The 12,606-nt window shown below is 67.8% G+C and carries 13 protein-coding genes; 12 read left to right on the top strand and 1 reads right to left on the bottom strand.

Annotation, left to right across the window (positions count from 1 at the left end; genetic code table 11):
- Positions 1-3 precede the first annotated feature (3 nt).
- The 12 genes from fliG (at position 4) to QSK05_RS01790 (ending at position 11,297) form a co-directional block, all read left to right on the top strand.
- Positions 4-1,023 (top strand): flagellar motor switch protein FliG, encoded by a 1,020-nt coding sequence (fliG, locus tag QSK05_RS01845; RefSeq protein ID WP_285593218.1) that lies wholly within the window; start codon positions 4-6, stop codon positions 1,021-1,023.
- A gap of 2 nt (positions 1,024-1,025) precedes the next feature.
- Entirely contained in the window at positions 1,026-1,709 is a 684-nt protein-coding gene (locus QSK05_RS01840) for a FliH/SctL family protein (RefSeq protein WP_285593217.1), read from the top strand.
- Positions 1,706-3,031 (top strand): FliI/YscN family ATPase, encoded by a 1,326-nt coding sequence (locus QSK05_RS01835; protein ID WP_285593216.1) that lies wholly within the window; start codon positions 1,706-1,708, stop codon positions 3,029-3,031. The genes QSK05_RS01840 and QSK05_RS01835 overlap by 4 nt, the downstream gene beginning before the upstream one ends.
- Positions 3,028-3,480, top strand: coding sequence for a flagellar export protein FliJ (locus QSK05_RS01830; RefSeq protein ID WP_285593215.1), 453 nt, complete (start codon positions 3,028-3,030; stop codon positions 3,478-3,480). The genes QSK05_RS01835 and QSK05_RS01830 overlap by 4 nt, the downstream gene beginning before the upstream one ends.
- On the top strand, positions 3,480-4,550 hold the full coding sequence (locus QSK05_RS01825) for a transglycosylase SLT domain-containing protein (protein WP_285593214.1): 1,071 nt from the start codon (positions 3,480-3,482) through the stop codon (positions 4,548-4,550). Before QSK05_RS01830 ends, QSK05_RS01825 begins: the two co-directional genes overlap by 1 nt.
- Complete coding sequence (locus tag QSK05_RS01820; protein ID WP_285593213.1) at positions 4,547-6,502, top strand: flagellar hook-length control protein FliK; 1,956 nt, start codon at positions 4,547-4,549, stop codon at positions 6,500-6,502. The genes QSK05_RS01825 and QSK05_RS01820 overlap by 4 nt, the downstream gene beginning before the upstream one ends.
- Before the next feature lie 26 nt (positions 6,503-6,528).
- Positions 6,529-7,029: a flagellar hook assembly protein FlgD gene (locus QSK05_RS01815; RefSeq protein ID WP_285593212.1), complete on the top strand. Its 501-nt coding sequence runs from the start codon at positions 6,529-6,531 to the stop codon at positions 7,027-7,029.
- A gap of 97 nt (positions 7,030-7,126) precedes the next feature.
- Positions 7,127-8,332: a flagellar hook protein FlgE gene (locus QSK05_RS01810; protein ID WP_285593211.1), complete on the top strand. Its 1,206-nt coding sequence runs from the start codon at positions 7,127-7,129 to the stop codon at positions 8,330-8,332.
- 284 nt (positions 8,333-8,616) lie between these two features.
- Complete coding sequence (locus QSK05_RS01805) at positions 8,617-8,940, top strand: flagellar FlbD family protein (RefSeq protein WP_285593210.1); 324 nt, start codon at positions 8,617-8,619, stop codon at positions 8,938-8,940.
- A gap of 3 nt (positions 8,941-8,943) precedes the next feature.
- Positions 8,944-9,717, top strand: a complete 774-nt coding sequence (locus QSK05_RS01800; RefSeq protein ID WP_285593209.1) for a flagellar motor protein — start codon at positions 8,944-8,946, stop codon at positions 9,715-9,717.
- Positions 9,717-10,634 carry an OmpA/MotB family protein gene (locus QSK05_RS01795; protein WP_285593208.1) on the top strand — a complete coding sequence of 306 codons (918 nt, stop codon included), beginning with the start codon at positions 9,717-9,719 and terminating at the stop codon, positions 10,632-10,634. The genes QSK05_RS01800 and QSK05_RS01795 overlap by 1 nt, the downstream gene beginning before the upstream one ends.
- A gap of 81 nt (positions 10,635-10,715) precedes the next feature.
- Positions 10,716-11,297 carry a flagellar basal body-associated FliL family protein gene (locus QSK05_RS01790; RefSeq protein ID WP_285593207.1) on the top strand — a complete coding sequence of 194 codons (582 nt, stop codon included), beginning with the start codon at positions 10,716-10,718 and terminating at the stop codon, positions 11,295-11,297.
- Between the two features lie 113 nt (positions 11,298-11,410).
- Here the strand turns inward: QSK05_RS01790 and QSK05_RS01785 are convergent, their stop codons facing one another.
- Positions 11,411-12,451: a medium chain dehydrogenase/reductase family protein gene (locus QSK05_RS01785; protein ID WP_285593206.1), complete on the bottom strand. Its 1,041-nt coding sequence runs from the start codon at positions 12,449-12,451 to the stop codon at positions 11,411-11,413.
- Positions 12,452-12,606: the final 155 nt, after the last annotated feature.

Below are 12,606 nucleotides of genomic sequence, written 5' to 3'. Positions count from 1 at the left end.
CAGATGTCACTCGCAACCTCGAACAAGCCCCTCACCGGGCTGCGTAAGGCCGCCATCTTCCTGGTGCAGCTGGGCCAGGAGAAGGCCGCCCGGATCATGGGGTTGCTCCCCGAGGACATCGTCGAGGAGCTCACCGGGGAGATCGTCCGCCTCAAAGAGGTCACCACGCTCGACGCCGAGTCGGTGCTGTCCGAGGCCCACGACAACCTGGCGGCCCAGTCCGGGTCGCGCGGCGGTATGGACCTCGCCCGGCAGTTGCTGGCACAGAGCCTCGGCAGTGACCGGGCCGAGGAGATCATGGAGCGTCTCGGCGCTTCCCTGGCCGAGATGCCGTTCGAGGGCATCCGCCGGGCCGACGCCCGGCAGTTGCTCTCGTTCCTCGCCGACGAGCACCCGCAGACCATCGCGCTGGTGCTCGCCCACCTGGCCCCGCAGCAGTCCGCCGTGGTGCTGTCGGGCCTGGCCCAGAGCCTGCAGGCCCAGGTGGCCTACCGGATCGCCTCGATGGAACCCGCCAGCCCGGACGTGATCCGTCTGGTCGAGAGGGAACTCGAGCGCCGGATGACCACGGTGCTGGGCCCGCAGGAGATGTCGTCGGTGGGTGGTGTCGAGCCGCTCGTCGCGATCATCAACCGCGCCGACCGGTCGACCGAGCGGATGATCCTCGAGGGCCTGGAGACCGTCGACCAGGAACTCGCCGAGACCGTGCGCGCCCAGATGTTCATCTTCGAGGACATTCTCACGCTCGACGACAAGGCGATCCAGCTGGTGCTGCGCAACGTCGAGAGTGGCGATCTGGCACTCGCACTCAAGGGTGTCAGCCCGATGGTCAAGGAGAAGATCACCCGCAACCTGTCCACCCGCGCCGCCGAGAACCTCATCGAGGAGATCGACATGCTCGGTGCCGTCCGGATCAAGCAGGTCGAGGAGGCCCAGGCGAAGGTGGTCCAGGAGATCCGGGCCCTGGAGCAGACCGGTCAGATCCTCATCCAGCGCAGCGACGAAGAGGCGATGGTGGAGTGACGTTGTCCAGAACCACCGAGACGCCGGTGCTCACGGCGGAACAGGTCCGGACGTCGGTACGGCCGGCGAACCTGGACCGGCCGCTGACCCGCACCACGATCGAACCGCATTACAGCGACCCACGTCTGGAGGAAATGATTCGCACCGCCAGCCTGGCGGCGCGCGAGGAGGCCCAGGCACAGGGATATCTGGCCGGCTGGGCCCAGGGGCGACAGGCCGCGGCGGAGGACACCGCCCGGATCCGGGCGACGCAACAGAAGGAGAATCAGCGGATCCGGGCCGAGGTTGCCGATCAGGTGACCGAGCTGCTCGAGATGCTGGGCAAGGCCGTGCAGGAGGCCGGTCAGGCCGCTCTGCCGGAGTGGAACGAGGTGGCGGACGTGCTCATCGAGGGTTCGCTGAAGCTCGCCGCCGCCGCGTTGGGGAGAGAACTGCAAACGGTGGACGATGCGGTCGGGCAGACCGTGCGGGCCGCCCTGCGGCACGTGGCGGCCTCCGACGAGACCGTGGTGCACCTGCATCCCGACGACGCGGCCATGCTCGGTGACAACGGCCCGGAGGGTGTGACGATCGTTCCCGACATCACCCTCTCCCCCGGCAGCGTCGCCGTGCTCACGCCCGCACAACGCCTGCGTCAGGACCTCCCGGCGGCGCTGGCCGCCGCCGAGGAGGTGATGCGCGCATGAGTTCTTCTCTGGCGCAGGAGCTCCGGATACGACTCGGGGCCGCCGCCGATGCTGCCTCACCACAGGCCGAGGGTCGGGTCAGCGATGTGGTCGGCCTCGGCATCGGTATCCGCGGACTGTCCGCTGCCGTGAACGAACTGCTGACGATCGAGACCTCGGCCGGCCAGTTGCCGGCCCAGGTGATCGCGGTGCAGCGGGACGGCGTCAGCGCGATGCCCCTGGGCACCACCGCCGGAGTGGCGGCGGGTGACCCGGTGCGGCGCACGGGCGACCAGCTCCGGGTGCCCGCGGGCTACGGCATGATGAACCGGATCATCGACCCCCTCGGGCGGCCGATCGATGGGAAGCCGAAACCTACCGGGGTCACCATGGTCCCGGTCGAGGCCTCGGCGCCCAACCCGCTGCTGCGCCGCCGGGTCGAAGACGCCCTGCCCACCGGGGTACGGGCGCTCGACACCCTGATCCCGGTCGGCGCCGGACAGCGGGTCGGCATCATGGCCGGCAGTGGAGTCGGCAAATCGACCCTGCTCGGCATGGCGGTGAGGGGCACCGTCGCCCCGGTCCGCGTCGTCGCCCTGGTCGGCGAACGTGGCCGTGAGGTGCGGGAGTTCATCGAAGACACCCTGGACGCGCAGGCTCGTTCCCGGACCGTGCTGGTGGTGGCCACCGCGGACGACCCGGCTCTGTTGCGGGTCACCGCCGCCTTCACCGCCACGCGCATCGCCGAGTGGTTCCGGGATCAGGGCGAGGACGTGCTCCTCGTCGTCGATTCGGTCACCCGCACCGCCATGGCCCAGCGCGAGGTCGCGCTGGCCGCGGGCGAGCCACCGGCCACCCGGGGATACCCGGCCAGTGTCTTCGCCATGCTCCCCCGCCTGCTCGAGCGCTCAGGTCCTGGCCAGAACGGTTCCATCACCGCCCTTTACACGGTTCTGGTGGAGGGCGACGACCTGCAGGACCCGATCGGCGACACGGTCCGAGGCATCCTGGACGGCCATGTCGTGCTGTCCCGCGACCTCGCTACCGCCGGCCACTTCCCCAGCATCGACGTGCTGGAGTCGGTGTCCCGGGTGGAACGCGCGGTGCTGTCCGAGGACGAGCGCCAGCTGGCGCTCACCCTGCGGCGGCTGATGGCCTCGTGGAGGGACGTCCGTGAGCTGGTCGAGGTCGGCGCCTACGTGAGCGGCAGCGACCCGGTGGCCGACGCCGCGATCCGGCTGCGCCCGGCGATCGACAACTTCCTGCGGCAGCGGCCGGACGAGGCGATCCCGGTGCAGCAGTCGTGGACCGAACTGGCCACCCTGCTGGGAGTGCGGCGATGAACAGGAAGGGCTTCCGGCTGGCCACCGTGGAGCGACTGAGGGAGAAGCGCCTCGAGGAGACCGCACAGGATCTGCACCGGGCCCAGTCCGCGGTGCGGGAGGCCCAGGCGCGGCGGGACGACCTGCTGGAACGCCTGCGGGCCCAGCGGCACGGCCAGAACACCCCGCACGAGCTGGAACTCGAAGCGGTGTACCGGTTCCGGCTGCGGGGCGACCTGGCCGAGGTGGATCACGAGATGACGAAACTCACGGCGAGACTGGCGGAGCGCCGGGAGACCTGGCTACAGGCCCGGGCGCAGGTGCACGCCGTCGCCGCCCTGCACGACCGCTACCGCAAGCAGCGCGCGGAGATGATCCAGCGCGCCGAGCAGCGGGAGATGGACGAACTCGCCGGCTCCGGCCGGCGCCGGCCGGGCGTTTTCCCGGGCAACGACTCTGGAGGATCCTGATGTCCGAAGGCATGAGCGCGGTGCTCAGCCGGATCGGTCAGATCGAGTCACTCATCAACCCGCAGCCGGTCAGTCCGACGAAGGCGACGGGTACAACGGGTGCGACCGGTGACCCGAGTTCCACCTCGGGCACCAGCGAGAGTGCCGGCTCGACGAACTTCGCCGGCCTGCTCGACCTGGTGAAAGGCACCCGGCCGACCCCGGGGACCACCTCGTCGGCCGGCTCGCTCGCCGAGAAGGCGGTCACGACCGCCAAGCAGTACCTGGGCGTGGCCTACCGATGGGGCGGCACCGATCCGGAGACCGGACTCGACTGCTCCGGGCTCACCCAGCTGGTGTATCGCCAGCTCGGCATCGAGCTGCCGCGCAACAGTGCGATGCAGGCCACGAAGGGCACCCGGGTGTCGTCGATCGCCGCGGCCCAGCCGGGAGACCTGGTCTTCTTCGGCTCTCCGGTGCACCACGTCGGTATCTATCTGGGTGACGGCAAGATGATCGACGCGCCGAAGGCCGGTGACGTGGTGCGCATCCGCGACGTCTACGAGACGCCCAGCCAGATCCGCCGGGTGCTCACCGACACCTCCGCCAGCACCTCGGCCGATCCGTCCGGCGCCTCGGCACCGGGATCGGTGGGCGCGACCCTGGCGAAGCTGACGGGTGCGATCGGTGCGACGGGCGCTTCGGCCCTCGGATCAACCCCGTACGCCGATATTTTCACGGCGGCCGGGAAACGTTACGGCCTCGACCCGGCGCTGCTGGCTGCCGTGGCCAGGACCGAGAGCAATTACAACGCCTCGGCGAAGAGTCCTGCCGGGGCCCAGGGCCTGATGCAGCTCATGCCCGGCACCGCCCGGCAACTCGGTGTGGACCCGATGGTCCCGGCCCAGGCGGTGGACGGTGCGGCCCGGTACCTGTCTGACCAGCTGCGCACTTTCGGCCGGGTGGATCTCGCCCTGGCCGCCTACAACGCCGGGCCCGGTGCGGTCCGGAAGTACGACGGCGTTCCGCCGTACACCGAAACCGAGAATTACGTCCGTCGAGTACAGAAAGCTTGGGGGCAACTGCGATGACGACGTCGACCAACATGCAGAGCTCGATCGAGGCCCTGCTCAGCCCGAAGGCCCTTCGGCCCACCTTCCGTAACAACTCTTCGGCAACGGCCGAACATGCGATGCAGTTCGAGAAGCAGCTCTCTGCGGCCCGCGACCGGGCCGGCAGTGAGAAGGCCCTACAGCGCCAGAACGCCGCCGAACGCGCAGCCCAGAACGCTGCGCGCCGACGCAACCATGAGTCGAAAGTCCTCGCCGAAGCGGAGTCCGAGAAGGCCGCCGACGACCGGACGGCCGCCGAGAAGGCAGCGGACAAGGCGGCCGACCAGCGCGCCGCCGCCCGTCGGGCCCTGGCCGAGGCGATTCGCAAGGACGGTTCGAACGGAGCCCAGATCGAGCCGGGCGGTAACGAGCGCTATCACACGGCTGCCGCCACAACCGCTCAGCAGAAAGACCATACCGGTCAGAACGCCGGGGGTCGCCCGGCCGACGACGAAAAGACCACGGCTGCGGCCGGAATATCGGCCCTGGCCCAGGTTCTGGCCGTCGAGGCGGCCGTGGCGCAGAAGATCGCCCAGGCCCTGGCCGGCGCTGACGCGCAGGCCGCGGGGAAGATGCCGACCGGGACGTCGATCGAGACCACCACCGGCCCGGACGGCGTCCACACCCGGCTGTCGATCGACCTGACTGCCGCCGCCGCCGATACCCTGGCCATCCTGAACGGTCTCGAGGGTTCGAAGAGCACGGCCGGGGCAGGCCTGAGCTCCGGGAGCACCGCCGTGCCGGACGCGACGCTCAGCCAGAACGAGAAAACAGCCCTGGAAGCACTTCTCGGCCAGAACTCGGATGCCTCGATCGATTCCTCCACCGGCGTGCAGAGCATGACCGGCACGGTGGGAGCCCCTGCCGCCGGCAGCACCGGGCAGACCACGAACACCCCGCTGCCCGGAGGCGTCCAGGTGAAGACCGACGCGGACATCGCCTCGGCCGCGATCGCGGGTGACGTCGCGGGTGCTGCCGCCGCGGGCCTGAACAAGTTCGGGGAAGGATCCACCAACCCGACACCGGGCCAGGTCTTGGTCAACGGACAGTGGATGAACGGCTCCGAGGCCGACAACTACTTTGACGGAGGTGTCAGCAACCAGAAGGTGGGTGCCGCGGCCGACACCGCGATCGCCCCGATGCCCGGCCGGATCATGGTCGACGGACAGTGGATGAACGGCTCGGACGCGGCGGCCCTCCTGACCGGGGAGCCGACCGCCGACACGGCGGCTACCGGGGCGACCGGAGCCGCTGGAGCAGCCGGAGTCACCGGTTCAAGCACGGGTTCGCCGACCGGCAGCTCCGATGACGACGCCCAGACCGACACCGGCACCACCTCGGCGTCCACGACCACCGAGAGCACGCAGTCCACCGACAACAACACCGAAGCATCGCCTTTCAGCACCCAGCTGGGGCAGGCCCAGCAGACCCAGTCGGCCGGGCCGGCGGCCACGGTGCCGGGTAGCGGCTACACCGCAGGCCAGAGCGTGGCCGAACAGATCGGGCAGCAGATCGCCGCCCAGCTGCGCACCCTGAAGGAGGGCAGCCACCGTGCGGTGATCCACCTGTCGCCGAAAGATCTTGGCGACGTGACGGTCACGCTGTCGGTGCACCGTGGTGATGTGCGCCTCGACCTGGTCGCGGCCCCGGCGGCCCTGGCCCAGCTGCAGGCCGGCCTGAGCGACCTGCGCGAGCAGATGCAGCAGTCCGGCCTGAACCTGGCCGACGTGCAGATGCAGCAGAGCATGGACGCGGGGGCGTCCATGAGTGGCGGCTCACAGTCGTCACCCCAGAACTCCCCCCAGGGAGGCGGGCTTTCATCGGGAGTCAGCTCGGTGAGCACGACAGCCCGCAGCACGGGCACCAGCCCGGACGCCACCGCGACGACCCGTGGCGCGTCGGGTGACGGAAATGTCGATCTGATGATCTGACCTCACCCCCGCAAGGAGGAACGCCCATGGCCTCACCGATCGGAAACATCGCCGAGATCCAGGCGGGCAACAGCGCCAAGACCGACACCAAGACGGTGTCCGCAGCCACCAACAGCTCCAAGTCGGACAAGGACATGTTCCTGAAACTTCTTCTGGCCCAGATGAAGTACCAGGACCCGATGAACCCGACCGACTCCACCCAGTACCTCTCCCAGATGGCGCAGTTCACCACCGTGGAGAAGCTGGGCGACATGGTGGACAACACCACCAGCCTGCTGACGGCCAGCCAGATGCAGTCGTCGCTGGGCATGATCGGAGCCACGGTCGAGTACGGCGTGGGCACGAAGGCGAGCTCCGGACTCGTCACGGGTATCACGATGGTGGACGGATCCCCCCAGCTGCTGGTCACCGGCACCAGCGGCACTCCGGTCAAGGTTCCGCTGGCCGATCTGACCAGTGTGAAGGTCACCGGAACCAAGTCCACCACCCCCGACACCTCGTCCGGCAAGGAAGCCGACGGGGCCTGATACCCGCTGTTCGGCCCGCAAGTTCCGGGCGCAGGATGCGCCGGACGACACCGGCACGGATGCCGACAGCAGTGATGACCGAACCAGGAGGTCCGGCATGCTCCGCTCACTCTTCTCCGGAATCAGTGGCCTGAAAGCCCATTCACAGATGATGGACGTTGTCAGCAACAACATTGCCAACGTCAACACCGCCGGCTTCAAGACCTCGAACATCGTTTTCGAGGACACCTTGAGCCAGCTCATGCGCGCCGCCGGCGCCTCGACCCAGACCAGCGGTGGCCTCGACCCGACCCAGATCGGCCTCGGCGTGAAACTTGCTGCTGTGCAGCAGAACTTCGCCCAGGGTTCGACACAGATCACCAACAAGTCGACCGACCTTCTGGTCAACGGCGACGGCTTCTTCGTACTGGACGACGGGGGTACACAGGTGTACTCCCGGGCCGGGGCCTTCACTTTGGACAATGACGGCTATCTGGTCAACCCGAACGGCATGTACGTTCAGGGTTATCAGGCGGTCGACGGTGCCATCAGTGCTTACGGCCAGCTCTCGAAGCTCAAGCTCCAGGCCGGCCTGACCATTCCCGGCGACGCGACGAACACGGTCTCCCTCGGCGGCAATCTGGACCCGAAGGGCACCCTGACACTGACCGTTACCCCGACCGTCTACGACACCGGTGGTGCGGCCTACGCCGTACCCATGAACCTGGTGCCGAACGACCCACCGGACGGCACTTACACCATCAATGTGCAGGACCCGGCCGACAACAGCAGCACGATCGGCACCGGCACCATCGCCTTCACCAGCGCCGGCCTGTATGACCCCGCCAGTTCTACCCCTCCCACCTTCACCGTCAACGGGGTGACGATGGCGGTGGACCTGACCCAGTTCACCGGCTACGCCGGGCTGAGCTCGCCGACCCCGAAATCCGTGGACGGCTACTCGGCAGGAACCCTGAACGAGTTCCAGATCGGCCCCGACGGCATCATCACCGGTATCTTCAGCAACGGCCAGAAGAAGTCCCTGGGGCAGCTCGCCCTGGCCACGTTCAACAACGTGAGCGGCCTGGAGAAGCAGGGGGACAGTGTCTACCGCGACACCGCCAACTCCGGCCTGGCCGAGATCGGCATCCCGGGCGCCGGTGGTCACGGACTGGTCACCGGTGGCGCGCTGGAGATGTCGAACGTCGACCTGGCGGCCGAGTTCACCAACATGATCATCGCCCAGCGCGGTTTCCAGGCGAACTCGAAGGTGATCACCACCAGCGACGAGATCCTTCAGGAACTGGTCAACATCAAGAGGTAGTGACGGCCCGACCCGACGAGGGCCATCGGTCGCACTGCGCGGCCGGTGGCCCTCTGGCCTGCCACCCGGACTGGTCGCCGACCGGGTCCTCTTTCGGCGGTTCCACCGTTCAGCCCCGGGTAACCGCGCGGAAAGGCATTTTTCGCCCCAGCCAGGGCACCTTCCGTGAGTCAGGAAAGTTTTCGGTAGCCCGACCGGAGTAGCCGCCCCCCGAACGTCTCAATCCCCCGGCTGCGATGCCGAACGAAAGGGCGAGGCCCATGGACGGCCCGACAACTCCAAGGATGGATCTTCGCGTGATCATTGTGACCCGACTGGGTAACGGGGTGGCCATCGCCGTCAACCCTGACCTGATCGAGCGCGCCGAGGCGACGCCCGACACCGTCATCACCCTCGTGGACGGCCACAAGCTGGTCGTCGAAGAACCTTTGGCGCAAGTCGTCGATCTGGTCCGTAGCTGGCGGGCATCGGTCGCCGCATCAGCACTCACCCTCGCGCGCTACGGCGAGGACGACGCGGCGACAGCGGATGACGTCTCCACGGCGGAGCGCTCGGCCCATGAATCAACTTTCGGCCGAGTTCTGCGGCTGCCTTCGCGGGAGGTGTGAGCCATGGATGTGGCCATGATTGCCGGGCTCGTCGTATCTCTGGGCGCCATCTTCACCTCGATGATCCTTGAGGGTTCCAGCCCGATGGCGATCTTCCTGATTCCGGCCATCATGCTGGTGATCGTGGGCACGTTAGGTGCGTGCATGGCCAGCGGCACGATCGCATCGATGATGACCGCCTTCAAGTGGCTGATCTACGCGTTCACCGCGAAGCCGCCGAAGCACGAGGAGGTGGTCGAGCCTCTGGTCAAGATGGCTGAGAAGGCACGACGCGAAGGGCTTCTCTCGCTGGAGTCGGAGATGGACTCGGTCGAGGACCCGTTCATGCAGCGGGGTCTTCAGATGGCCGTCGACGGCACCGACCCCGACGACCTGTACGACATCCTGATGGCCGAGGTACGGGCGAAAAAGGCATCTGCCGCTGTGGGTGCGGCCTTCTGGACCGACGCGGGTGGTTACGCACCCACCATCGGCATCGTCGGTACCGTCATCGGTCTGATCCACGTGCTGGAGAACCTCAGCGAGCCGGAGAAACTCGGCCACCTGATCGCCGGCGCGTTCGTCGCCACGCTGTGGGGCGTCATGTCGGCCAACGTCATGTTCCTGCCGTGGGCCAAGCGCATCAAGTACCTGACGGCCCAGGAGGCCGCCAAGATGGAACTGGTCATCGACGGGGTGCTGGCGATCCAGGCCGGCTCGAACCCGCGGGTGGTCGCCACCAAGCTGCGCTCGAAGATGACCCCGGCGGGCCCGAACGAAGTGCGTGAGGCGGCCTGATGAGCGGGGGCGGCGGTAAACGACGCGGTCATGAGGAAGAACACGAGGAGCACGAGAACCACGAGCGCTGGCTGGTCAGCTATGCCGACATGATGACCCTGCTGATGGTGCTCTTCATCGTGCTCTTCGCCATCAGCCAGGTGGACGAGAAGCGTTTCGCTGAGCTGAAGGCCGGCCTGGCCAATGGTTTCGGGGCGCCGCCGCAGATTCTCGAGGGCGGCACCTCGCTGCTGGACGCGGGTGGCGCGGTCGCGCCGGACGATCCGAACCTGTCCGGCTCGTCCGGTAACCAGAAGACCGACGGCACCTCGGGCAAGAGCGGCAACCTGGGCAATATCGACCCGCAGAAGGTCGCCGAGCTGGCCCGGGCGACACAGGAGGCCCAGGTCAAGGGTGAGGTGAAGAACCTCAAGAAGGCCCGGGACGACCTGAAGAGGGCTCTCCAGAAGGCCGGCCTGAAGAATGGCGCAACCTTCCGGTTCAACGAGCGCGGCCTGGTGGTCACGATCGCCACCGACAATGTGCTCTTCAAGAGCGGTAGCGACCAGATACAGCCCCGGGGCGAGAGGATCCTCATCGCGCTGGGCCCCACGCTCCGGGCCCTGCCGAACCAGCTCAGTATCGACGGCCACACCAACTCGATCCCGATCCGCACCGCGAAGTTTGGTTCCAACTGGGAGCTTTCCGGGTATCGAGCATCCAATGTGCTGCGTTACATGCACAACCGCGACAAGATTCCCTTCGGCCGGATGACCTTCACCGGTTACGCCGACACCCAGCCGAGGCTGCCGGCGAGCGACCCCCGCTCGGTGGTGGTCAACCGCCGCGTCGAGATCATCGTGCTGGCCCGGGTCGACGACTCCGCCGGCCAGGCGGTCGAGGACCTCGGCAACGCGTCGAGTTCCAGCGCCGACTGACTTCTCCCCGTACCGGCACGCAAGCAACCACGGAAGACCCGACCATCTCACGGATGAACTGCTCACAGGAGGATACGAAACATGGCCAAGGGAGAAGATAATGAGGGCGACGAGGAAGCCACTGGTGGGGGTCGCAAGAAGCTCATCATCATTGCGCTGCCCGTCGTCGTGCTGGTGCTCGCCGCCGCCTACTTCTTCATACTGAAGCCGAAGGACGAGTCCGGAGCGGCCAAGGCGCTGCCCGCCCCCACTCCCGGCACGATCGCCCCCCTCGAATCGATCACGGTCAACCTGGCCGGTGCCCACTTCCTCAAGATCGGCATCGCTCTGCAACCGACCGCCGACGTGGCCGAGACCCCTGACGGTTCGATGGCCCTGGACCAGGTCATCAATGTGTTCAGCAACCGGACCGTCAAGGAACTGACGTCGGCCGAGGGCAAGGACGCCGCCAAGAAGGAGCTCGTGGCCCGGATCAAACTCGCCTACCTGCCGCACGACAAGATCACCCACGAGGAGATCAAGAAGGCGAACGAGAAGTTCAGCGGGGGTAAGGCCCATGAGAACGACGAGCTGACCGCGGAGCAGGCGGAGAAGCGGGCCGCCGCGCTGACCGTTCAGCCCGAGGTGTATGACGTGTACTTCACCGAGTTCGTGATGCAGTAAGACAGTTCGCCCTGGCTGCGTGCGTCGTTCCCTGCGAAGGGGCGGCGCGCCCGGTCAGGGGAATTCATGGTGGACGTTCGTCCCGGCTGCCGCCGAGCGGTCGCCTTCGGCGCTCACGCGTCGGGCAGCAGCACGATCTTGCCGGCGACGGTACGCGACTCGGCGAGGGTCAGTGCGGCCGCGACCTCGGAGAGCGGGAACGTGGCGGCGATCTGCGGCACGATGGCACCGTCGGCGAGCAGGCGCAGCACCTGGGTCAGGTCTTCGGCGAGCCGGGCCCGGTGGGTGGCGGTGCGGAGGCGGCGGCCGGCCCAGAAGTTGTAGAAGTGAGCGCCCCGGCCGTTGGGCAGGTAGTTCCACAGCGCGAGCCGGGCGAAGAGCAGGAGCACCGGCAGCTGGGAGTTGCCCTCCTCGTCCTTGGTCGCCGCGGTGCCGTAGGAGACCAGCGTGCCGCCGCGCCGCAGCAGCTGCCACGACTTCGCCAGGCCCTCACCGCCCACGTGGTCGAAGACCGCGTCCACCCCGTCGGGCGCGAGCTCGCGGATGCGTTCGTAGAGGTCGGGGTCGCGGTAGTCGACCGGTATCGCACCCAGGTCACGCACGGCCTGATGGTTGCGCTGCGACGCGGTGCCGATCACGGTGATGCCCGCGTGCCGGGCCAGCTGCACCAAGGTCGTGCCGACCCCGCCGTTGGCGCCCAGCACCACGATCGTGCCGCCCGTGGCCACCTTCGCGGTGCGGTGCAGCATCTGCCAGGCGGTGACGCCGTTGACCACCACCGTCTCCGCCGCAGCCAGGTCCACACCGGCCGGCACGGGCACCAGGTCGGCCGCGTCGAGCACCAGATGGCTGGCCCAGGAACCGGTCTTGGTGACCGCGGCGACCCGCCGGCCGACCTGGGCGGCGTCCACCTCCGCCCCCACCGCGACCACGGTGCCGACCACGTCGTAACCGGGCACGAAGGGGAACGCCGGCTGGTCGTAGTACTTGCCGCGGCGCATCTGCTGCTCGGCGAACGAGACCCCGGTGGCCTCCATCCGCAGCACGACCTGCCCGGCACCCGGCCGTGGCAGTTCGCGGCTGCGGATCTGCAGGCCCTCCGGCTCGACCTGACCGGGCAGAACGATCTCGGTGACGGTGACGGTGCCGTTCATCGTGGCTCCTCGGTAGCTCGCATCTCGACTCAGCCAAAAACTTACATGCGTTGCCTAACGTTTGCAAGGTTACGTTCTTTGGGTTTCGTCCGTAAGTTTGCGGTTGTGTCGTCCCGACGGTGGCCCCGTTCCTGATCGTGATCATGCAATCCGCC

Source organism: Kineosporia sp. NBRC 101731, from assembly GCF_030269305.1.
Classification (GTDB): Bacteria; Actinomycetota; Actinomycetes; order Actinomycetales; family Kineosporiaceae; genus Kineosporia.
This window is presented reverse-complemented; position numbering and strand designations above follow the sequence as displayed.

Bases quoted from the DNA above. Each gene is read 5' to 3' on its own strand.
- fliG (WP_285593218.1), top strand. From the start codon at position 4: ATGTCACTCGCAACCTCGAACAAGCCCCTCACCGGGCTGCGTAAGGCC.
- QSK05_RS01835 (WP_285593216.1), top strand. From the start codon at position 1,706: ATGAGTTCTTCTCTGGCGCAGGAGCTCCGGATACGACTCGGGGCCGCC.
- QSK05_RS01830 (WP_285593215.1), top strand. From the start codon at position 3,028: ATGAACAGGAAGGGCTTCCGGCTGGCCACCGTGGAGCGACTGAGGGAG.
- QSK05_RS01825 (WP_285593214.1), top strand. From the start codon at position 3,480: ATGTCCGAAGGCATGAGCGCGGTGCTCAGCCGGATCGGTCAGATCGAG.
- QSK05_RS01820 (WP_285593213.1), top strand. From the start codon at position 4,547: ATGACGACGTCGACCAACATGCAGAGCTCGATCGAGGCCCTGCTCAGC.
- QSK05_RS01815 (WP_285593212.1), top strand. From the start codon at position 6,529: ATGGCCTCACCGATCGGAAACATCGCCGAGATCCAGGCGGGCAACAGC.
- QSK05_RS01810 (WP_285593211.1), top strand. From the start codon at position 7,127: ATGCTCCGCTCACTCTTCTCCGGAATCAGTGGCCTGAAAGCCCATTCA.
- QSK05_RS01805 (WP_285593210.1), top strand. From the start codon at position 8,617: ATGGATCTTCGCGTGATCATTGTGACCCGACTGGGTAACGGGGTGGCC.
- QSK05_RS01800 (WP_285593209.1), top strand. From the start codon at position 8,944: ATGGATGTGGCCATGATTGCCGGGCTCGTCGTATCTCTGGGCGCCATC.
- QSK05_RS01795 (WP_285593208.1), top strand. From the start codon at position 9,717: ATGAGCGGGGGCGGCGGTAAACGACGCGGTCATGAGGAAGAACACGAG.
- QSK05_RS01790 (WP_285593207.1), top strand. From the start codon at position 10,716: ATGGCCAAGGGAGAAGATAATGAGGGCGACGAGGAAGCCACTGGTGGG.
- QSK05_RS01785 (WP_285593206.1), bottom strand. From the start codon at position 12,451: ATGAACGGCACCGTCACCGTCACCGAGATCGTTCTGCCCGGTCAGGTC.